Raw genomic sequence first — 20,923 nt, 5'->3', positions numbered from 1 at the left:
GAAAGGCCACCTGCGCTCAACGGCCATTCGCCCGGCGGACCCGCCAGATGACATTACCGACGTCGTCGGCGACGAGCAGTGCGCCAGTCTGATCGATAGCGACGCCGACCGGCCGGCCCATCGCCTCGCCATTACGCCCGATGAAGCCAGTGAGCACATCTTCCGGTGGACCGCTCGGTTTGCCACCATGGAACGGCACGAAGATGACCTTGTAGCCGCTGTGCACGCTTCTATTCCACGAGCCGTGCTGGCCGACGAAGGCGCCGTTGCCGTAGGCCGGACCGAGCCGCGCGCCTTTGGAGAAGGTCAGTCCCAGCGAGGCGGTATGAGAGCCCAGGGCGTAATCGGGCTTGATCGCTGCCGCCACGAGATCGGGGCGCTGCGGCTTGGCACGTTCGTCGACGTTCTGTCCGTAGTAGCTGTAGGGCCAGCCGTAGAAAGCGCCGTCACGAACCGAGGTCATGTAATCCGGCACAAGGTCGTCGCCGATCTCGTCACGCTCGTTCACGGCGACCCAAAGCTGGCCAGTCTCAGGATTCCAGGAGAGCCCGTTCGGGTTGCGCAGGCCCGAGGCGAAGACCCGAGTGCGGCGGGTAGACCGATCCACTTCAAGGACAGCAGCGCGGTTCTTCTCCGCGGCTATGCCGTTTTCTCCAACGTTGCTGTTGGAACCAACGGTGACATAGAGCTTGCGTCCATCCGGAGTTGCGATCACGTCCTTGGTCCAATGATGGTTGAGGTCCCCGGCCGGCAAGTCGATGATCTTTTCCGGCGACGTGCTGACTCGGGTCTGGCCATTGGAGTAGGGGAAAGCGACGAGCGCGTCGGTATTCGCGACAAAGAGTTTGCCTTTGGACAGCGTCATGCCGAAGGGCGAATTGAGGCCTTCCGCGAACGTCGTGCGCACATCCGCAATGCCGTCGCCATCGGTGTCGCGCAGGAGCGTGATGCGGTTGGCGCTTTTGGTCGCGGCGCCAGCCCGCTTCATAGCCAGGTCCATGAAGACCTTTCTAAGACTGAAGCCTTCGTCATGCTTGGCAGGGGCATTGGTTTCAGCAACCAGCACATCGCCGTTCGGAAGCACATGTAGCCAGCGCGGATGGTCGAGGCCGGTGGCGAAGGCGTTCACTGTCAGCCCCTTCGCCGGGGTCGGCATACCTTCTTTCTGCCAGCCTTTCGCCTCGGCGATGTTAACAGTCGGGATCAGCGTCGGTCTTGGTTTCGGTAAAGTGGGGTTGGGGCCATAGCCGGATATTGCCCCGGTTTTTTGCGCCGGAATGCCAGCGCAGCTTGCCATGACGGTGCCCAACACCGCTACGAGTACGCTTCCTGGGAAGCCGGCATGCATCGGACGTCCTCCGCATGGATTTGTGTCGCGCTCTTTGTGCAAACGGAAGTCAGTGGCTTATTCTTCCAATTGCTTCGAAACAGCGGCGCTCGTAATCCGAGGGCCAGGAATTCGCGACAGATCTGCGCTCGGTAGAAATATGGCGCGAGAAGATTGTGGCAACCGCGCGAATATCTGTCGCGCAATATAAATCTCACATTCGTATCGCGCGAAATCGGTACGGCTTGCGCTTTTCGGTATCGAGTTGCTCATGGGCCAACGTGCGTTCGAATGGAAGGAGACCGTGAACGGCGGGACCCACAATGACCCACCGATTGCACCAGCTGGTGAAACAGCTGTTGTTGCTGCTTAGCAAGACGCTGCAAATCTGCTAAAGTCTGCGGTGGGAGGAGACGGATATCCAATCGCTGCCGATAGCACATCCAAGTGTAGCGAAGGCGACACCCGGCGCATCACTTCCGCTCGCCTATTCCCTCGCGACGCTCTGCTGGCTCCTGTCGGCCGGCGTCTATATCGCCGCCAAGTGGGTTGCCCCCGAGATGCCGCCTTGGGCGCTCTGCTTCTGGCGGCTGACGCTCGCGTGCGCGATCCTGCTGCCTATCGTCCATCGTCATCACGGGGCGATGCTCGTGCTGATCCAATCCCGGGTGATCGAGGTGCTGGTCATCGGCACTATCGGGTTAGCCTTGTGTCAGGGCATGATCTACACGGGCCTCAACTACACCAACGCGACAACCGCCGGCATCATCATGGCGCTGTCGCCGATCATGACCATGGTGCTTGCCCGCTTCGTGCTCGGCGAGCCCCTCGGTGTCTGGAAAGCGCTTGGAGCGCTGGTCGCTCTGGCCGGGATGGTGGTGATCGTGGCGCGCGGCGACCTTGCCGCGCTGATGCAGCTGCAGTTCAATCCCGGCGAGTTGTGGATCGTCGGCAGCGCGTTTTGTTGGGGCCTCTACACCGTGCTGCTGCGTCGCGCCAAATTCGCTATCGAGCTTCTGCCGATGGTGGTCCTGCTGCTGGGAGCCGGCGCGCTGGCCGCACTGCCCTTCTATCTCTGGGAACTGTTTTCCGGGGATCGTTCGGCGCTGCATGCGAACGGCCTTCTGGCTCTCGCCTATGTTGCCGGCCCCGGCGGCGCTCTGATGTACTATCTCTACAACCGTAGCGTCGAGACGCTTGGTGCGGGGCGCGCCAGCATGCTGCTCTATCTCCAGACCGCCTTCGTCGCCGTTCTCGCTTATCTGGTCCTTGGCGAAAGCTTGCACGACTACGATCTCGCCGGCGCCGCCTTCATCATCGCCGGCCTGCTGCTCGCCACCGCGATCAAGCCGAGGCAGCGCACGGTGCGTGTCGCGTAGGCAAACATCAGTTCCGCTGCTTCGGCGAGCAGCTCGCAAAATCAGAGCGCCACCCGAAGCAAGCCGGGTCACTGAAGCCGGCTGTTGTGGCGCAGCACGAGGCCGACCGCGCCGAGCAATGCATCGTTCTCCGTGTGCTTGCCAACGATTATCCGCGTGCGCAGCGCAGGCGCCACATCGCGGGACTTGATGAGCGTGTGGCGTTCATATGATGCGATCAGTGGCGCCAGGAGAATGCCGCCCGCCAAGGCCATGCGGCCGCTGATGATGATGAGCGGCGGATTGAGAACCGAACCGATCAGGCCAAGGCCACGGCCGGCGAACTCGGCGGTGTCCTCGATCATCCGCAGCGCCCTCACGTCGCCCTCCTCGGCCATCATGATCACGTCGTCCATCGTGACCGGCCGCCGCACGATGCGCGAAATCTGCTCGAGCGGTCCGGCAAAGCTGGCATAGAGCTCCAGGCATCCTCGATTGCCGCACCGGCAAAGGTCGCCGCCGGGATCGATGCTGATGTGCCCGAATTCGCCGGCGCCGCCGGCGATGCCGCTCACCAGCCGACCGTGCTGGACAATGGCCCCGCCGACGCCCAGATCGACCTTGAACAGCACGAAATCGTCCTGGCCGACGGCCGCACCCCACATCAGCTCGGCAATGGCCGAGCAGTTGCTCTCATTGTCGGCGAAGATCGGCTGTTCGAGGACCGGCCCGAACACATCGCGGATGTTGACCCCGGCCCAGGTCGGAACGATACTCGCGCGCAGCACCACTCCTTCGCGGCTGACTGGGCCCGAGACGGAGACCCCAACCCCCAGGAGCCCCGCCATCGGCAGACCGTTCTCTTCGTAGCATCGGGCAATTACTGACTTGGCGAGCTGGGCCGCCTGCTGTGGCTGGTAGTCCAGACCCATGGGGATAGTTTGTTCGGCAACGAAAGAATGCGAGACGTCGGCGACGACGCACCGCATCTCGTCGAGGCCCAGATGGATGCCGACGCAGGTGCCCGCAGCGGGATTGAGCGTCAATGTCGTGGCAGGCCTGCCAATACCCCTCGCCGCGTCATGATGGGCCGGGGATTCGATTACCATCCCCGACTTTCTCAAGCCATTGAGCGCGGTTGAAACCGTCGACCGCGCCAAACCGGTAATGCGGGTAATTTGCGACGCAGAAAGCACGCCGCGCTCGCGCAGGCATCGGACGATCAGGCTCTCCGGCGACGCGGACGGCCTGTCGATCAGCCAATTTCTAAGCGAAGGTTTGTTCATGATGAGCACAAAGCACGTTGACTGATAGCCCAAATATGTCATCTTGGAAAGAACGGAGATTACTGCATCTCGCCGGCCACGACCTCAACTCGCGGGCCACAAGCGGTCGATACGAACCGTGCTCACATATGGGAGTGAAACGATGAAATACCTGAGGACGGCCTTTGCGGCCGCTACCGCCTTCACCTTGATTACCGGAACAGCCCTCGCGGAGCCGAAGACCAACCTCTTGCATCAATGGGCCACCGGATCGGACGCCCAGGCTATCGCCAAGCTCGGCGAGATGTTTACCGCCAAGGGTGGCACCTGGCAGCAGACCTCCATCGCAGGCCATACGGCCAATACCCTGGCCAAACTGCGTGCTGATGTGATCGCCGGCAACGCACCTCCCGCTGTGCAGCTAAAGGGCCCCGAGATCGCCGAATGGAACGAGACGGGCATGACAGCCAATCTCGACGACCTGGCGAAGGCGGAAAATTGGGAGAAGGTCGTCGCTCCCGAATTGCTGCCGGTGATGAAGCCGACCGGGAATTGGGTGGCCGCGCCGATGAACATCCACCGCATCAACTGGCTGTGGGCATCGCCGAAGGTCATGAAGGACGCGGGCGTCACCGAGCTGCCGACGACATGGGCGGAATTCAACGCCGCCTGCGACAAGATCGTGGCCAGCGGCAAGATCTGCATTTCGCACTCGACCGCCGACTGGACCGACTCGACCGTCTTCGAAGTGGTCGTGTACGGTCAGGACCTCGATCTCTACAAGAAAGCTTTCGTCGAGGGCGACGTCGATGCCATGCGCAGCGACGGCATGGTCAAGGCCTTCGAGCAGTTTCGCACCATGACCTCGAAGTACATGGACCCCGGCATGAACGGGCGTGACTGGGATACCATGTCGCATCTCATCGGCCGAGGCGAGGCCGCCTTCCACATCATGGGCGACTGGACGATCGGCCTGCTGACGGCCGGCGGCTTCAAGGAGGGCACCGACTATGTCTGCGCTCAGGCGCCGACCGATTGGGGCAAGCCCGGTTTCATCTTGAATTCAGACTCGGTCGTGTTCTTCAAGCAGAAGGACCCGGACTATATCGAGGGACAGAAGCTGCTTGCCAGCATCATCCTGTCGCCCGAATTCCAGACCATTTTCAATCAGACCAAAGGGTCCATTCCGGCCCGCCTCGACGTCGATCTTTCGAACGGCTTCAATCCCTGCCAGCAACTCTCGCAAAAGGATCTGCAAGCCTCGATCGCCGCCGGAACGCTCGTCCGTTCGATGGCGCACAACATGACGGTTCCGCAAAAGGTCCGCGGCGCAATAATGGATAGCATCACGGAGTTTGTAGCAACGCCGGATATGAGTGCGCAGGACGCGGCCAACGCGATGGCGGATGCGGCCGAAGCGCAGAAGTGACGCTGCCGATGATGGCCGGGGGCGAAGCTCCCGGCCAGACCTCGCCGGAGCAGCCCGATGTCCACCCATGATCTGATTGTACCAGCCGCAGCTGCCGCGGCCCGTCCGTGGCGCGAGCGCCTGGGCACGATGGTGCCCATTCTGGTGCTGGCGCCGTCGATAGCGGCGAGTTTCATCTATGTTTTCGTCTTCACGCTCTGGACGCTCTACATCTCGCTGTCCAATTCGTCGCTGTTGCCGACCTATGGGTTCGTCGGCCTGGACAATTACGCTTCGCTCTGGGCAAACCGGCGCTGGAACATCGCCTATACCAATCTCTTCCTGTTCAGCGGCTTCTATATCGTTGGCTCGATGGCCGTTGGCCTGTTGCTCGCGATCGCGATCGACCAGCGCGTCCGCGGCGAGGCGGCTTGGCGCACCATCTTTCTCTACCCGTTGGCGGTGTCCTTCATCGTCACCGGTACGGTGTGGAGTTGGCTCTATAATCCTGTCGACGGTATCCAGGCCTTCGTTCGCGGGCTTGGCTGGACCGACTTCAGCTTCGCCCTGACGGCCAACCGCAACACGGCGATCTATGCGGTGATCATAACCGGTATCTGGCAGTCGTCCGGCTTCGCGATGGCACTTTTCCTGGCCGGTCTGCGGTCGGTCGATCCGGATCTCGTCAAAGCCGCGCAAATCGACGGCGCGTCGGTTTTCCGGACCTATCGGAGGGTCATCCTGCCAACCATCGCTCCGATATTCCTGGCGGTGGCGGTCATTCAGATACAATTCGCCATCAAGACCTTCGACCTGGTGGCGGCGTTGACGCGAGGCGGCCCAGGTGTGTCCACCACCTTCCCCGCCATCTATGTCTACGATCTGATGTTCCAGCGCGGCCAAATCGGCGAGGGTGCCGCCGCGGCGATGATGATGCTCGCGGCGGTCGCGGTGGTGCTGGTGCCTTACTCCTTGTGGATCGTCTGGCGCCGGCGGGCGGAGGGCCGCAATGGCTGAAATTGCCCGTAACGCCCGTTTTGATCCGGAAGAAGCCGCTGCCACGCGCCGGCATTTCTGGAGTCGCTTCCTTGTCTATGCCGTGCTGACGCTTTTCGCGGTCGTCTATCTCGTGCCATTGCTGGTGGTGATCTTCAACTCATTGCGCGAGCAGTCGGAGATTGCCCGCAACGGCCTCATCTCCGTACCGCGCAGCTTCCGGTTCGATGCGTGGGCGCAGGCCTGGGGATCCTACTGCGTCAGCGGTACCTGCGAGGGAATGAAGCGCAATTTCTTCAACTCCCTGGCGATGACGATCCCCGCCACCATCATCTCGACCATTCTCGGCGCCATGAACGGCTACATCCTCTCCAAATGGCGCTTCAGGGGCTCTGAACTGATCTTCAATCTGATGCTGCTCGGCGTATTCATGCCCGGCCAGATTTCGCTGATGCCGTGGGCGTTCCTGCTCGGCAAGCTCGGCCTGACCAATTCCACATATGGGCTGGTGTTGATCCACGTCGTCCAAGGCATCTCGTTCACCACCCTGTTCTGCCGCAATTTCTACGTCAGCATACCGGACGACCTGATCAAGGCGGCACGCATCGACGGCGCCGGCTTCTGGCGGATCTTCCGCAAGATCATCCTGCCCCTGTCGCCGCCCATCCTGATTGTCACTGTCATCTGGCAGTTCACCGGCATCTGGAACGAGTATCTGTTCGGCGTCGTCTTCACATCGGGCCAGCAGCAGCCGATCACGGCGGCGTTGGTCGCGCTCACGGCCGGCGGCACGACCGCACGTGCTTACGATGTGATGAGCGCAGCCGTGCTGATCGGCGCGTTGCCTCCGCTGCTGATCTATCTGTTTGGTGGAAAATACTTCGTGCGCGGCCTCACCCAGGGCGCCATAAAATGAGGCGTCGCCGATGTCCGCGTTGATGATCCGCAACCTTCACAAGAGCTACGGCTCGCTCGAGATTCTTGCCGGCATCGATCTCGAGGCTAAGACCGGAGAATTCGTCGCCCTTGTCGGCCCGTCGGGTTGCGGCAAGTCAACCTTGCTCGCCATGATCGCCGGACTGGAAACCGTCACGTCGGGCGAGATATGGATCGGCGACCGGCTGGTGAACTCGGTGCAACCCAAGGACCGCGATATTGCGATGGTGTTCCAGTCATACGCCCTCTATCCCACCATGACGGTGCGCCAGAACATCACTTTCGGCATGGAGAGCCGCGGCGTGCCAAAAGCGGCGCAGGCGGAAGCTGTCCAGCGGGTTGCCGCACTCCTGCAGATCGAACAGCTGCTTAAACGCAAGCCCGGCCAGCTCTCGGGCGGCCAGCGGCAGCGCGTTGCGATGGGGCGTGCCCTCGTGCGCGACCCGAAGCTGTTTTTGTTCGACGAGCCCTTGTCCAACCTCGACGCCAAGCTGCGCGTCGACATGCGTACCGAAATCAAGAAGCTTCACCATCGCGTCGGCAAGACCACGGTGTATGTCACCCACGATCAGGTCGAGGCGATGACGCTTGCATCCCGCATTGCGGTGATGAACCAGGGCTCGGTACAGCAGTTCGACACGCCGAAGCGGATCTACGACCGCCCGACCAACATGTTCGTTGCCGGTTTCATGGGATCGCCGGCGATGAATTTCATTCCCGCCCGGCTTACGGGCTCGACCAGCATCTCGGTACGCGCCGCTGACGGCAGCGACGCCAGCCTCGCCCTTGCCGCGCCGATGCCCGCCGGTGCGCCAAAGGACGTCGTGCTCGGTATCCGGCCGGAACACATCTACCGTTTCACGACCGATCTGAAGTCGCGCAAACCTGCTGTGGCGTCCATGCAGGCGCCGGTCGAATTGGTCGAGCCTACCGGGGCCGAGACGCTTGCCGTGCTCAGGCTGGGTGACCTGGAGATCACCGGCCGTTTCGAGCCGGACGACGCTCCCGTCATGGGCGAGACGATAACGCTCGGCATCGACATGTCGCGCGCCTGTCTGTTCGATCCAACAACCAAGGCGCTTCTGTAGTTTGATGTCTGTACAATTCGCGACTTATCCGAGCTTGACCGATCGGGTCGTGCTGATCTCCGGCGGCGCCTCCGGCATTGGCGCCGATATGGTCCGCGCCTTCGCCTCGAATGGCGCCCGGGTTGCCTTTCTCGATGTGCAGGACGAACCAGCGGAGGCGTTGGTGCGCGAGCTCGCTGGTGCCGCCGGGCAGGCTCCGTTATATCTCCATTGCGATGTGACCGACGTCGATGCGCTAAAGGCGTCGGTAGCAGGCGTGCGCGCGCGGCTTGGTCCGGTCGCCGTCCTGGTGAATAACGCAGCCAATGATCAGCGCCATCCCATCGACGCGGTAACGGCCGACTATTGGGACCGCAGCTTCGACGTCAATCTGAGGCATCACTTCTTCGCCGCGCAGGCAGTGCATCCGCATATGAAGGAACTCGGCTTCGGCTCGATCATAAACTTCTCCTCCATTGCCTGGCGGTTCGGAGCGGACCAGATGGTGGCCTATGCCACCGCCAAGGGGGCCGTAGTGGCGCTGACGCGTGCGTTGGCGCGGTCGCTCGGACCGGATAACATCCGCGTCAATGCGATCGAACCCGGCGCCGTCATGACCGAGCGGCAGCGCGAGCTGTGGTTCAAGACGCAGGAGGCAGTCGACCAGACGGTGCAGCGGCAATTGATCCGCCGCGTCCTGCTGGGCGAGGAGATTGCACGCACCGTGCTCTTCCTGGCGGCCGACGACAGCCGCATGATCACCAAACAGTCCATAACCGTCGATGCCGGTCTGCGCTAGTGACGCCTCTCCGCTCTCCATTGGAACCGCCAAGCTGATGTTTCGTCTCGGCCTCAACCCTTACGGACTGACCTACTATCTCGGCCTGCAGGGCCGCGGCACGCCGCGGCACAATCCGGACGGCGTGGGGCTGGAAGGCTTCATCACGCTGGCGCAGGAACTGGGCGCACGCACGCTCGAGATCTACGAACCCTGGTTGACCGACTTGACTGACGCCGAAATCGTCGCCCTGCGCAGGCGTCTTGCCGCGCTGGACATCGTCCCGGTGGTGAGCGGCGGACTTCTAGTGGCAGGTCCGCTGGACAACGCCTTTCGGGCTGCGCGCCTGCTCGAGGCGACGACGATCCGTATCGCACTGACGCCTGTCCTGTGCGGCGACCGCAATGCGTGGGGTCCGAAATGGCGCGAGTTCAACGCAACGATTCGCGCTGCCTTGACGGAATGGGGGCCGCGTGCGGCGGCCGAGGGACGCGTGCTCGGCATCGAGAACCATCAGGACTTCGGCAGCGACGAACTGGTTGCGTTCTGCGAACTCGGCGGGCCGGGTGTCGGCATCACCTACGACACCGGCAATACCTTTCCTGTCGGCGAGGCGCCGCTTGCCTTCACGCGCCGGATCGCGCCCCATGTCCGCCACGTTCACCTCAAGGACTATCGCGTCCAGTTCACGGATGAGGGCTACCGCCTGGTCCGCTGCGCGATCGGCGACGGCGCCGTGCCTTTCGCCGAACTGGCAGCCCTCCTTGGCGAGCACCACGACACGCTGACGGCGGTGCTTGAGCCCGGCGCGCTGGAGGCCCGTCACGTTCGCTGTCTCACCGACGACTGGTGGAACGGATATGCGCCGAAGACCGCCCGCGAATTCGCGGCCTGCCTGAGTGCTGCGCGCCTGAACCGCCTTGCGGACGACGCCGACTACCGCACGCCATGGGAGCGCGATGATGACGGTGCGCTCGTTTCGTACGAGCTCGACATGATCCGGCGCAGCGCCGCCAACATGATGAAATTCGATTTCATTGCAATGGAGAAATCAGCATGACTGCCCGAGAACTCAGCGGCCTGACCGCCTTCGTCACCGGCTCGGGACGCGGCCTCGGCCGCGTGATGGCCGACCGCTTGGCCGAACTTGGCGCAAACGTCGCGGTCCACGACCTCGATTGGGCCCGGCCATCTCAATATGGCGAATTCGCGGACCTCGGCGACTCTGCCAGGGGCTTGGAGAAGCATGGGACGCGGGTGACCGCGGTCACCGGCAACATCGGCGACAAGCAAGCTGTCGCCAAAATGAAGAGGAAGATCGAGGCGGAGCTCGGCGACGTGCACGTCTTGGTAAACTGCGCCGGCGGCGACATCGGCGCCAAGGGCGTAAAGCCCAATCCCAACAACGCACTGGACATCGCCTACGAAGACATCAAGGTTCTAACCGAGAACAACCTCATCGGCACGATGCTGGTCTGCCAGGCGTTCGTTCCGCCGATGGTCAAGCGTGGCTCAGGCTCGGTGATCAACATCGCCTCGGCGGCAGCGCATATCGGATGCTCGCCCGAGGTGGTCTACTCGACGCTCAAGGCGGCTGTCGTCCATTATACGCGCTGCCTCGCCAAGGAACTGATCGACGATGGCGTACGCGTCAATGCGGTGAGCCCCGGCGCCACCAAGACGGCACGGTTCCAGGCGAGCCGCGTGGTCGATCCGCAGCGCATGGATTCGAGCAAGAAATCGCTGAACCGGTATGCGGAGCCTGAAGAGATCGCCGAAGCGGTGGCCTTCCTCGCCGGTCCGCGCGCGCGCTTCATCAACGGGCAGGTAATCCGAGTCGATGGCGGTTTCACGATCTTTCCAGGTTAGGCCGCGACCATTGCCGGTTTCGGATGAGTATTTGATTGTGCCGCGACCCGATAAAGCTGTTATCGTGCCCTCGCATCGGGGGCGAAGCCATGCAGATCGCGGGGATGGGTTCAGGCAGCATCGGCCGCTGTTCGGCGGTTGTCCGCTGGCCAAGGCGTTACGCTGATGGCGTTGGTGCCGCCTCGAAGCGCTGCTCCGGCGCTAGCACCCGGATCCGCGGCAAATGACGGATGACGCCAACATCCTTGATGCGGTGGTGGTCGGGGCCGGTTGGGCCGGCCTGGGCGTCAGCTATTCGCTGGCACGGCAAGGCTTGCGCCATGCCGTACTGGAGCGAGGCCGCATCGGAGAGACCTGGCGCACGCAGCGGTGGGATTCTTTCCGGATGAATACCCCAAACGTTCAGACCGTCATGCCAGGCGACTTCTATGACGGTTCAGATCCGTTCGGTGCCCTGACGCGCGACCAGTTCGTCGCCCTGCTTGAGGATTTCGCCAGGCGAAACGAACTACCGGTCGAACCGGACACTGTTGTGACCGAGCTCTCCGGTGGGAACGGGAATGGCGTCTATCGGTTGACCACCTCGCGCGGCACAGTTTTGGCACGCAACGTGGTGATCGCAAGCGGCGACTTGAATTGTCCGGTGCGCCCAGTGTTCGCCGCTGCCTTGCCGCCAGGCCTGCGCCAGTTCGATGCTTCTGATTACCGCAGCACCGCCGATCTTCCGGCTGGAGCGGTGCTGGTGGTCGGAAGCGGCCAGTCTGGTGTCCAGATCGCGGAGGACCTGGCAGAAGCAGGCCGAACAGTCTTCCTTGCCACCAGCCGCGTCGGGCGGCTCTCGCGGCGCTACCGAGGTCGCGACATCATGATCTGGCTCGTCGAAAGCGGGTTTCTCGACGTACGTCGAGACGAGATCATTCGACTTGCGGGGCGCATTCCACCTCGTGGTCTGCTTGGCGTGGAACACACGATAAGCCTGCAAGCGCTCGGCGCCCGAGGCATCGTGCTGCTAGGGCGACTCGCGGGCGTCGAGGACGACGGCCGTCTGTCGTTCGCCGACGATCTCGAAGAGCATATTCGTTTTGCGGATGAAGCCTCCGCCAACGTTAAACGCTATATCGACGAATACATCAGCCGCTCTGGAATCGATGCTCCCGTGTCGGAGCCGGATCCAGCGGATACTGTCACAGCGCATCGGCCGGACCCGGCTATCGTTTCGCTTGACCTCGCCGGGTCCGGCATCACGACCGTGGTGTGGTGCACCGGCTTCAAGGGCGATTTCAGTTGGGTGAGGCTTTCCGGTCTGCTCGACCCGGAAGGACAGCCTGTTCACGAGGATGGCGTGGCCGCCCTGCCAGGCATTTACTTCGCCGGGTTGGACTTCGCCTCCACACGCAAGTCAGGCACAATATTGGCAGTCACCGAGGAGCCGCCCCGCCTTGTCGAACACATCGTGCGGCGTTCGTAACGACCTGGACACCGTCGGCGGGTTTCTAAACCCCAAGGCCATTGATGACGACTAAGTCTCAGCTTGACAAAAACTGCGGTATAGCGGGTATATTAATCGAATAATATAACGCCATCCATTGTGAGGAAGGCGGTTGGCAAACCAGGGGAGGAGACCAAGATGAGCCGCTACAAGTCAGTCGGATTCCTGCACGGCATGGTTTTGGGCGTGGCCCTGACGACCGCGACTGCGGCCCATGCCGAGACCTTGACGCTCTATTGGAACGCCGGCCACGCCTATCAAGCTTATGCCGATGCAATAGCAAAGTTCGAGGCCGATCATCCCGGATGGTCGGTGCAGTGGGAGAAATTCCAGTGGCCGGATATGCGCACCAAGCTGGTGGCGGATTTTGCTGCGAAGAGCCCGCCCGATCTCGTCGCCGAACCCGGCGGCTGGGTGCAGGAATTCGGCCAGCGGAATCTGCTGCGGCCGCTGAACGACTTCATCGAACAAGACGGCAAGGCGATCGGCTATCCCGACGACTGGCAAGCCTATTCCGTCGAGCGCAACAAACTCGGCGACCAGTACTATGGCGTCCAGATCCACCTCACCTGCGCCACCCTCGTGTACAACGTCGATATGCTTAAGCAGGCGGGCTTCGACACGCCGCCTGCGACCTGGGAGGAGTTCCTGAAGGTTGCCAAGGCGACGACGACCGGCGCCCGCTTCGGCTTCGCTCCCAACCCCAGCATCGGATATTATTCGTCGTGGCTGCTGCAGAACGGCGTAAGCTATTACGATCCCAAGACAAACAAGGTCAATCTCGACAGTCCTGAGGCGATCGAAGCGATCCAGTTCCTCGCCGACCTGATCCACAAGGAAAAAGCAGCGACCAAGCCGGCGGCGGGTGCTGACTATGAGGGTCCGCAAAAGCTGTTCACGGCCAACCGGGTCGCAATGATCATAACCGGTCCGTGGGACGTGAAGCCGATCCGCTCGGGCAACCCGAAGCTCAACTGGGCGGTTGCGCCATCACTCAAGCACAAGGTGCAGGCGACGTTCGCGGGCGGCGTCAGCGTGATGATCCCTAAGGACGCCAAGCACCCGAAGGAGGCCTGGGAGTTGTTGAAGCGGCTCGTCGCGCTCGACACGGAACTAGCGGCTACCAAGGAAGCGGGCATGACGATGCCGCGCAAATCCTGGGCCGAAAACGCCGAGGTTCAGGCCGATCCGGTCATCGGCAGCTTCAGCAAATGCCTGCCTTACGCGCAAGACGTCACCGCCGAGCTGCGCCTCACAGGCAAGCACGCGCGAATCGAGAAGCTTCTGCAAAGTGCGCTCGAGGATATCATCTACAATCAGAAGCCAGCAGCCGAGATCATGCCGAAATTCGCGGCCGAGGCCAACGTCATCCTGGCCAACAACTAGGCCGATGTTTATCAGCGGCAGCACCGATACGGCCGATACGGACATTCGCGTCGGCGCGATGCCGACCCGGCGAGTTGCCCGCTTCAGCCGGCGCACCAGACAAACGCTTCTCGCTTACCTGCTGCTGTCGCCAGCAATCCTCTATTTCTCGGTCTATTTCTTCTATCCGATAGGACTGGAGTTTTGGGCGAGCCTGTACAGCGGCCAGCCGCTGATCGGCGAGAGCCGATTCGCCGGACTGGACAACTACGTTGCTGCCCTCGGCGACGCGCGCGTTCGGCAGTCGCTCTTCGTGACGCTGGCCTTCGCGATAGGCGTCACCGCGGCCAGCATCGCCATTGGCCTCGGACTGGCGGTCGTGCTCAACCGGCCGATCCCGGGGCGCACTCTGATCCGCGCAATCATCTTCTTTCCCTACATCACCTCCTTCGTGATCGTCGCGTTGATGTGGCAGGCAATTCTCGATCCCTACACTGGCATCTTGAACAGCTTCCTTGCCGAGCTTGGGCTGCCGACCCAGAATTGGCTCGGCGACACCTCGACCGCGCTACCGACCCTCATCGCCATCACGGTCTGGAAGGATGTCGGCTATGCCATGCTGATCTACCTCTCCGCGTTGCAGTCGATCCCGTCCGACTTCTATGATGCCGCATCCATCGACGGCGCCACGCCGACGCAGCAATTCCGCTATCTGACTTGGCCGTTGTTGACGCCGACCACGCTATTCATCGCGGTTGTCAGCACGATTAGCCAGCTGCAGGAGCTGGCGCCGGCCTACCTGATAACCAAGGGCGGACCGGCCGACGCGACGCGGTTCTTCAGCCTGCACGTGTTCGAGGCAGCCTTCTTCGAGCTCAACATCGGCTACGCCTCGGCGCTGTCTTTCCTGATGTTCCTGCTGATCCTGGCCATCACCTTCGTTCAGTTCCGCCTGCTCAACCGCGAAACCACCTATTGAGGTTGGCATGACATTCGCAAAAACGCTCCCGTCCTACCTACTGCTGCTCTTCTGCGTGGCGCTGTCGATCTTTCCGTTCCTCTACATGCTTTCGCTGTCGCTGCAGAGCGATGCCGACGTCTTCAGCGGCATTCCGATTCTGATCCCCGAGACGTGGCAATTCACGAATTACATCGACATCTGGCAGAAGGCGCCGTTCGCGCGTTTCACGCTCAACAGCTTCATCATCGCCGGCGGGATTACCTTCCTCCATCTGATCTTCGATCCGTTGATCGGCTACGTCTTCGCGAAGATGGAATTCGCCGGTAAGCGCGTCATGTTTGTCGCCGTGCTGTCGACGCTGATGATCCCATTCTTCATCCGCATGATCCCGCTCTATGTGCTCACCGCGCGGATGGGATGGCTCAACACCTATCAGGGCCTTATCCTTCCATTCGCCATGAGCGCCTACGGAATCTTCCTGATGCGGCAGTTCATCCGTCCGATTCCCGACGAGTTGCTTGACGCTGCACGGATGGACGGCTGCTCGGAACTCGGCCTTTACTGGCGCATCGTGCTGCCGCAGGTCCGTCCGGCACTGGCGACGCTGGCCCTCCTCACCTTCGTGTTCCAGTGGAACGAATTCCTCTGGCCGCTGGTCGCCGTCAACACCACCGAAATGCGGCCGATCACGACGGGACTGACGCTTTTCAACCAGGAATTCTTCACCCAGTGGAACCTGACGGCGACGGGCGGGATCATTCTCTTCATCCCGAGCCTGCTGCTGTTCCTCTTCACGCAGCGCTACTTCGTCCGCAGCGTGATGCTGGCAGGCATGAAATGACCATTCGGAGTTATTGCATCCCATGACGTCTCGCCGACCGAACGTGATCGTCTTCTTCACCGACCAGCAGCGTTGGGACACCGTTGGCGTCCATGGCAATCCGCTCGAGCTTACGCCAAATTTCGACCGCCTCGCCGGGACCGGCACGTTCGTGGCGAATTCGTTTACCTGCCAGCCCGTTTGCGGCCCCGCCCGCTCCGTGTTCCAGACGGGGCGGTACCCGACCATCACCGGCTGCTACCGCAACGACATCCCACTGCCGAAGAGCGAGCCCACGCTCGCGCATCATTTCGTAGCGGCAGGTTATGACACCGCCTACATCGGCAAGTGGCACCTGGGGTCCGCCGAGCCGGTCACCCAGGAAGAACGCGGCGGCTATCGCCACTGGCTGGCCTCCAACATCCTGGAGTTCACTTCCGGCCCCTTCGACACCGTCGTCCACGACAATGACGGCAAGGCGGTTAAGCTGCCGGGATACCGCGTCGATGCCCTAACCGACGCTGCAATCCGCTATGTCGCATCGAGGGAAGACGAGCCGTTCTTTCTATTCCTGTCCTTCCTCGAGCCGCATCACCAGAACCAGACGGACAACTACCCTGCCCCGCTCGGATACGAGGACAGGATCCGCAAGAAGCTCGCCATTCCCGGCGATCTCGCCGCACTTGGCGGCACGACAGCCGAACATTTCCCCGGCTATCTGGGCATGGTCGCACGCCTCGACGAGGCGTTTGGACGGCTGATCGAGGCGCTCTACAGCCTTGGCCGGCTTGACGACACGATCATCCTCTTCACCTCCGACCATGGCTGTCACTTCAAGACCCGCAACAACGAATACAAGCGTTCCTGTCATGAGGCGTCGATCCGCGTGCCGACGCTATTCCACGGCCCCGGCTTCCAGCGCATCGGCACATATGAAGGCCTGGTCAGCCTCGTCGATCTCGCGCCGACCCTGCTCGCCGCGGCCGGCCTGAAAGTGCCCAATTCGATGCAGGGCGTCTCGCTGCTCGACGCGCTGCAGGGCGAACGGCCGCCGCGCGACGAGATATTCATTCAAATCAGCGAGCACCATGTCGGCCGCGCCTTGCGCACCAGACGGTGGAAATATGAGGTCGAGGCGCCGGGAAAAGACGGCTGGCGGGATTCCGGCAGCGATTTCTATGTCGAGGCGAGGCTCTACGACCTCGATGCCGATCCAAACGAGCTAACCAATCTCATAGCTTCGCCCGATCACGCAGAGACGCGTGCATGGCTGCGAGGCCGCATCGTTGCCCTGATGGAGGAGGCCGGCGAGGCAAGGCCCGAGATCCTTGCCGCCGGGCATGGAAGCCGGAATGAAATCCGGCTGAGCGACAGCTGATCATGTCATGTCGCGCAGCGGATCCAACAATGCACGAGAGAAGTTCCGATCGCAGAAAGGCGCCGACCATGGCCGATGTCGCCCGGCGCGCCAATGTATCGACCGCTGCCGTGTCGTACCTGCTCAGCGGCGACAGCACGCGCCTGAAGTTCGTCGGCAAGGAGGCGCGGCAGCGCATCCTCGAGGCCGTCGCTGAGCTCAACTACGTGCAAAACCGCACCGCGCGGCAGCTGCGCCGCCAGCAGGCCGAGCGAATCTGCCTTGTACTGCCTCGTCTCGGCGTGCCGTTCAGCGACCGGATCGCGCAGGATATCCAATCTGCAGCGGCGCTGAGGGGATTTTCGACAATTATCACCGCGGGAGACACCTTCGAGCGAACCGACCGGATCGTGAGGGAAATCGAGAGCGGGCTGGCAGACGGCATTATCGCCGACTGGCAGCATCTCTCCGAGCCCGAGGTGATGGTCTTGGCCGCGCGCCTGGCGGCCGCGGGCCGGCCAGCGGTGATCTTCCATCCGACCATCGAGCCGGCAGGCTTCTCGGTTGTGCGCCAGCATACCGGCAGGGCCGTCTTCGAGGCACTCGACTACCTCTACCGAGCCGGCCATCGCTGCATCGCCTATATTGTGCATGAGCAAGCTGTGGACGGGAGCCGTCTCGCCGCCTATCGCAGCTTCCTGCAAGCACGCGGCCTTCCGCTGCGAGACGACCTGGTGATCGGCGGTGCAGAGGCGCGCAAGGCTGCGTTTGCCAATGCTACGGCGCTGGCCGCCCGCAAGGATCGGCCGACCGCGCTTTTCGTCGAATCCGATCTTGCCGCCGTGACCGCCCTGCACGCATTCGAGGAGGCCGGCCTCTCCGTGCCCGGCGACATTGCAGTCATCGGCTGCGGCAATATCGACGAGGGCGAATTCAGTCATCCGGCATTGACGACAATCGGCCCCGAAACTGCCCACTACGACCATCTTGCCGATCATCTGATCTCATTGATCTCGGCAACACCGGGCGCAATACCTACCCTTTTCAGCGTTTCGTGGCAGTTGGTCCGTCGCGCGTCCGCATGAGCAGGATCGCCGCTATTTGACGCCCACGCTTTCAGGCCACAGGACCTGGATTTCCTTTGGCAGCGCATCCCGCACCTTTGCCGACTGGCCAAGGTCGATATGCCGTGCAAGCACACGCAGCACTGAGCGTGCCGCATCCTCGGGATCGACAGGACGGGTCGATTTCAATTCATCGGCGATGTGTTGCAGGAACTTCTCGAGCGAGCTGTCAGGCATGTCGGCGGGCCGATAGCGATCATAGTAGGCGCCGCGCACGAGCAGCGGCAGTTCCGCTCCCAAGTTGGCCGCCAGTCCGATCTGCAGCCTGTCGCGAAGGGTTCGCAGAACGGCGCCCAATGTATGCCAGGCGACGTGTCGATCCGGACCAAGATCCGCCATGATCTCGTCAAGCCAGATGTTTGTTATTTGCAGCGTTTTGTCAAAAACGTCCAAGCCGGTTGCGCTCATCGTCGCCTCCTCGAAAGGTTCTGCGGGCGAAACGGCGACCGGAGATTATTGTTTCGTGGTCCTGTGAAAATCGTCCTGGCAAAGCGGCGGAAACCGGTTCGGTCGGAGAGCCTGTCGGCGTCAGGTCTGCTCGACACTCTGCATCTGCTGGATTTCGGCGATCTGTCGGAAGCGGCCGTTTTCCACCCCGTTGAGTGCAGTCACAGCGGCCAGATTGTCGCCCTTTTCATCCCACCGCACCGGCTCGCGATAGGCGATTCCCCTGAAACGGATATCGCGCACCGCCGCCAGAACGTCGCGCCGGCTCGGATATCCCTTGGATACAGTGCTGGCGTCTTTGATCGCGGCAAGGAGAAGGCAGGCCGAATCGTAGGCATTCACGGCATAATTGCGCTTCGGCTTCGCCGTCCGACGATCTCGCCAGCTTCGGCGAGCGTCGCTTCCAAGCAATCCCTTCGCGCGTCAACGACGCCGGTTCAACCTTCCCACAGTTGTATTCGGCGCCCTGCGTTCCGATCATCAAAGTCGTCCTTGCTGATCCGAAAGGTGGTTGTCCTCCGTCTAACTGAGCTTGTGCTCATCGGTTCCGAACGCCGTCTCAGCAATGAGACCAGTCCTCACGTTGCCCGAGCCCGGGTATCTCTTGACTGACTGAGCGGCCCGCGCCGACAATGGCATTGGGAAGATGGCGGGATGGCGCCCACGGTGTTCGGCACCACTTGGCGATCAAGCTGCGAAAGGGCTGTCATGGATTGGAAGCTGGAACTGGTCCCGGTCCCCGTATCGGACGTCGATAGAGCAATTGCCTTTTATGTTGGCAAGGTCGGCTTTCATCTCGATCACGACCACACCGTAAGCGACGAGATACGTTTCGTGCAATTGACGCCGCCCGGTTCGGCCTGTTCGATTGCCATGGGCAAGGGCCTCGTCGACAGCCCCCCGGGATCCATAAGGGGCCTGCAACTGGTCGTGCCCGATATCGATGAGGCTCACCGGTACCTGGCCGCTCAAGGCATCGAGGTCAGCGATATCAAGGATTTTCCCTGGGGCAGATTTGTCTTCTTTGAGGATCCCGACGGCAACACCTGGTCTGTCCAGCAACTTCCACCTCGCAGCTGAGGCGGCACGCTGCGGCAGGGTCGTGCCCCGACCCAGATAGCGCGGGATGCACGGTTCAATTCGAACGCATCCCGGCCTAACGCCTCTTCTCGTCGAAGGCGGCATTCCAATTGTGATAAGGCGCGCGATAGGTGGGGATGCGGTCCCCGACATCGGCAAGCGCTTCGAACGGTTTGTGCGGTTCGGCCTGATACCAGAAGGCGACCGACGAAATGTCGTCCGAGCGGCGATTGGCGTGACCGTGCTCGATGGTCACCCGGATGCGTTTGTGGAAGATGACCGGGTCCTCTATGTGCCAGCGATAGAGCGTAACCGGCTCGGTCCAGTTCGGCCCGCCGGCGGCGATGATGCCGTGATAGGGCGCGCTGTAGTCCTGTGTCGGGCACCATGCCGTATTGAAATAATCTTCCGTGCCGGTGCCGTGCAGCGTCGGCGGCCAGGCATCGTTGGCGCCGGGGCCGGTCTCGCCGCGATCGTCGATCAGTTCTGCCTTCGGTCCGATGCGCGGATCGGGCTTGCGCACTGTATCCGGCACGGAAATGCCCGGCTCGCCATCGACGAAGATCATGTCGTCGCCCTCGCCATACCAGTCCCATAGTTCGGAACGCCGCCGCGAATAGACGGAATAGAGCACGCCGACATAGTGGCCATGACCTTCCGCCTCCAGGATGGTGTAGTTGCCGTTCCCGTCGGTGTTTTCCCCGCCAAACAGGACCTGCTCGTTGGCCAGCCCCGTCTCGTCTATGCCATCAGGTCGCTGCTGCCTGTATTGGGCGTGGAAGCGGCCCAGGCCTTCCTCGAGTTCCTCATGCAGTTCGAGATCGACATAGTAATAGAAAAGCAGGTCGTCCTCAGCCTCATTGGTGACGGTGAAGCGCATGTGGCTGGCAAACGGCATCGGAAAGTAGCAGTTGAAGGCCTTGCCATCCTCTGGACTTGCCTGCACCGGCAGGCTGGCAAAATTGCGCGTGCGGGCGTGGCCCATGCCGAAGAAATCGCCGATCGGCGTTTCGATGCTCGGATATTCCTCGCCATCCCAGTAAGCGCGCAGCACGATCTTGCGCAGGAAGTCCTCACTCTTGCAGGCGAGCGTCGCCCAGATATGCGTGACGATGCCGGCACCGTCATGCTCGGCAATCACCACCGTCTGGCCGGGTTCAATATGCAGCCGGTCGTCATTGCCGCCGGTGCGGTCGTAGCTTGAGAACCGGCGGGTTTTGGCGTCGCGCAATTTGGCGAGCCCGCGAAGCGGCGACAGGCCGGCATTATCCATGTG

At 61.9% G+C, this 20,923-nt stretch carries 20 protein-coding genes and 1 pseudogene; 15 read left to right on the top strand and 6 right to left on the bottom strand.

From position 1 onward, the window contains the following. Positions 1–16: 16 nt before the first annotated feature. A complete protein-coding gene (locus tag NKI18_RS04120) occupies positions 17–1,348 on the bottom strand; it encodes a PQQ-dependent sugar dehydrogenase (protein WP_023675512.1) in 1,332 nt (443 codons plus the stop codon). A 398-nt stretch (positions 1,349–1,746) separates the two neighbouring features. Between NKI18_RS04120 and NKI18_RS04115 the strand changes: the two genes are divergently transcribed. After that, positions 1,747–2,706, top strand: coding sequence for a DMT family transporter (locus tag NKI18_RS04115; RefSeq protein ID WP_352615692.1), 960 nt, complete (start codon positions 1,747–1,749; stop codon positions 2,704–2,706). 68 nt (positions 2,707–2,774) lie between these two features. Here the strand turns inward: NKI18_RS04115 and NKI18_RS04110 are convergent, their stop codons facing one another. Further along, positions 2,775–3,794 (bottom strand): ROK family protein, encoded by a 1,020-nt coding sequence (locus NKI18_RS04110; RefSeq protein ID WP_352615689.1) that lies wholly within the window; start codon positions 3,792–3,794, stop codon positions 2,775–2,777. A gap of 3 nt (positions 3,795–3,797) precedes the next feature. Next, positions 3,798–3,971 (bottom strand): annotated as a pseudogene (locus NKI18_RS04105) (ArsR family transcriptional regulator); the annotation flags it as partial. A 142-nt stretch (positions 3,972–4,113) separates the two neighbouring features. Here NKI18_RS04105 and NKI18_RS04100 point away from each other — a divergent pair. The 13 genes from NKI18_RS04100 to NKI18_RS04040 all read left to right on the top strand — a co-directional run bounded on the left by NKI18_RS04100 (position 4,114) and on the right by NKI18_RS04040 (position 18,081). Further along, entirely contained in the window at positions 4,114–5,379 is a 1,266-nt protein-coding gene (locus NKI18_RS04100) for an ABC transporter substrate-binding protein (RefSeq protein WP_353018906.1), read from the top strand. Between the two features lie 57 nt (positions 5,380–5,436). Then, on the top strand, positions 5,437–6,375 hold the full coding sequence (locus NKI18_RS04095; RefSeq protein WP_352568061.1) for a carbohydrate ABC transporter permease: 939 nt from the start codon (positions 5,437–5,439) through the stop codon (positions 6,373–6,375). Continuing rightward, positions 6,368–7,270, top strand: coding sequence for a carbohydrate ABC transporter permease (locus NKI18_RS04090; RefSeq protein ID WP_352615445.1), 903 nt, complete (start codon positions 6,368–6,370; stop codon positions 7,268–7,270). The genes NKI18_RS04095 and NKI18_RS04090 overlap by 8 nt, the downstream gene beginning before the upstream one ends. A gap of 10 nt (positions 7,271–7,280) precedes the next feature. After that, positions 7,281–8,378, top strand: coding sequence for an ABC transporter ATP-binding protein (locus tag NKI18_RS04085; RefSeq protein ID WP_023675506.1), 1,098 nt, complete (start codon positions 7,281–7,283; stop codon positions 8,376–8,378). Positions 8,379–8,382: 4 nt separating this feature from the next. Then, the gene (locus NKI18_RS04080) at positions 8,383–9,156 is read left to right on the top strand and encodes an SDR family NAD(P)-dependent oxidoreductase (protein WP_352615443.1); all 774 of its coding nucleotides are present in this window, start codon (positions 8,383–8,385) and stop codon (positions 9,154–9,156) included. 37 nt (positions 9,157–9,193) lie between these two features. Then, complete coding sequence (locus NKI18_RS04075) at positions 9,194–10,195, top strand: sugar phosphate isomerase/epimerase family protein (protein ID WP_352615441.1); 1,002 nt, start codon at positions 9,194–9,196, stop codon at positions 10,193–10,195. Further along, a complete protein-coding gene (locus tag NKI18_RS04070) occupies positions 10,192–11,004 on the top strand; it encodes an SDR family NAD(P)-dependent oxidoreductase (RefSeq protein WP_352615440.1) in 813 nt (270 codons plus the stop codon). The genes NKI18_RS04075 and NKI18_RS04070 overlap by 4 nt, the downstream gene beginning before the upstream one ends. 223 nt (positions 11,005–11,227) lie before the next feature. Beyond that, positions 11,228–12,472, top strand: a complete 1,245-nt coding sequence (locus NKI18_RS04065; protein WP_352615438.1) for a flavin-containing monooxygenase — start codon at positions 11,228–11,230, stop codon at positions 12,470–12,472. A 159-nt stretch (positions 12,473–12,631) separates the two neighbouring features. Continuing rightward, complete coding sequence (locus NKI18_RS04060) at positions 12,632–13,879, top strand: ABC transporter substrate-binding protein (RefSeq protein ID WP_352615436.1); 1,248 nt, start codon at positions 12,632–12,634, stop codon at positions 13,877–13,879. 4 nt (positions 13,880–13,883) lie between these two features. Beyond that, positions 13,884–14,837, top strand: a complete 954-nt coding sequence (locus NKI18_RS04055; RefSeq protein WP_352615434.1) for a carbohydrate ABC transporter permease — start codon at positions 13,884–13,886, stop codon at positions 14,835–14,837. Positions 14,838–14,844: 7 nt separating this feature from the next. Next, complete coding sequence (locus NKI18_RS04050; RefSeq protein WP_023675500.1) at positions 14,845–15,660, top strand: carbohydrate ABC transporter permease; 816 nt, start codon at positions 14,845–14,847, stop codon at positions 15,658–15,660. A 22-nt stretch (positions 15,661–15,682) separates the two neighbouring features. Then, on the top strand, positions 15,683–17,017 hold the full coding sequence (locus tag NKI18_RS04045) for a sulfatase family protein (protein ID WP_352615431.1): 1,335 nt from the start codon (positions 15,683–15,685) through the stop codon (positions 17,015–17,017). Between the two features lie 68 nt (positions 17,018–17,085). Continuing rightward, on the top strand, positions 17,086–18,081 hold the full coding sequence (locus NKI18_RS04040) for a LacI family DNA-binding transcriptional regulator (RefSeq protein ID WP_352615429.1): 996 nt from the start codon (positions 17,086–17,088) through the stop codon (positions 18,079–18,081). Positions 18,082–18,093: 12 nt separating this feature from the next. Here the strand turns inward: NKI18_RS04040 and NKI18_RS04035 are convergent, their stop codons facing one another. Both NKI18_RS04035 and NKI18_RS04030 read right to left on the bottom strand, forming a co-directional pair. Continuing rightward, positions 18,094–18,528, bottom strand: a complete 435-nt coding sequence (locus NKI18_RS04035; RefSeq protein WP_352615427.1) for a DUF2267 domain-containing protein — start codon at positions 18,526–18,528, stop codon at positions 18,094–18,096. Positions 18,529–18,648: 120 nt separating this feature from the next. Beyond that, the gene (locus NKI18_RS04030; protein ID WP_352615426.1) at positions 18,649–18,909 is read right to left on the bottom strand and encodes a hypothetical protein; all 261 of its coding nucleotides are present in this window, start codon (positions 18,907–18,909) and stop codon (positions 18,649–18,651) included. 366 nt (positions 18,910–19,275) lie between these two features. Here NKI18_RS04030 and NKI18_RS04025 point away from each other — a divergent pair, with 366 nt between their 5' ends. Beyond that, positions 19,276–19,647, top strand: a complete 372-nt coding sequence (locus tag NKI18_RS04025) for a VOC family protein (RefSeq protein WP_352615424.1) — start codon at positions 19,276–19,278, stop codon at positions 19,645–19,647. Between the two features lie 76 nt (positions 19,648–19,723). Here the strand turns inward: NKI18_RS04025 and NKI18_RS04020 are convergent, their stop codons facing one another. After that, positions 19,724–20,920, bottom strand: coding sequence for a glycoside hydrolase family 172 protein (locus tag NKI18_RS04020; protein WP_352615422.1), 1,197 nt, complete (start codon positions 20,918–20,920; stop codon positions 19,724–19,726). Positions 20,921–20,923: the final 3 nt, after the last annotated feature.

This window comes from Mesorhizobium sp. M0800 (assembly GCF_040320095.1).
GTDB lineage: Bacteria > Pseudomonadota > Alphaproteobacteria > Rhizobiales > Rhizobiaceae > Mesorhizobium.
The sequence above is the reverse complement of the archived record's forward strand: the minus strand, read 5'-3'. Positions and strand labels throughout refer to the sequence as shown.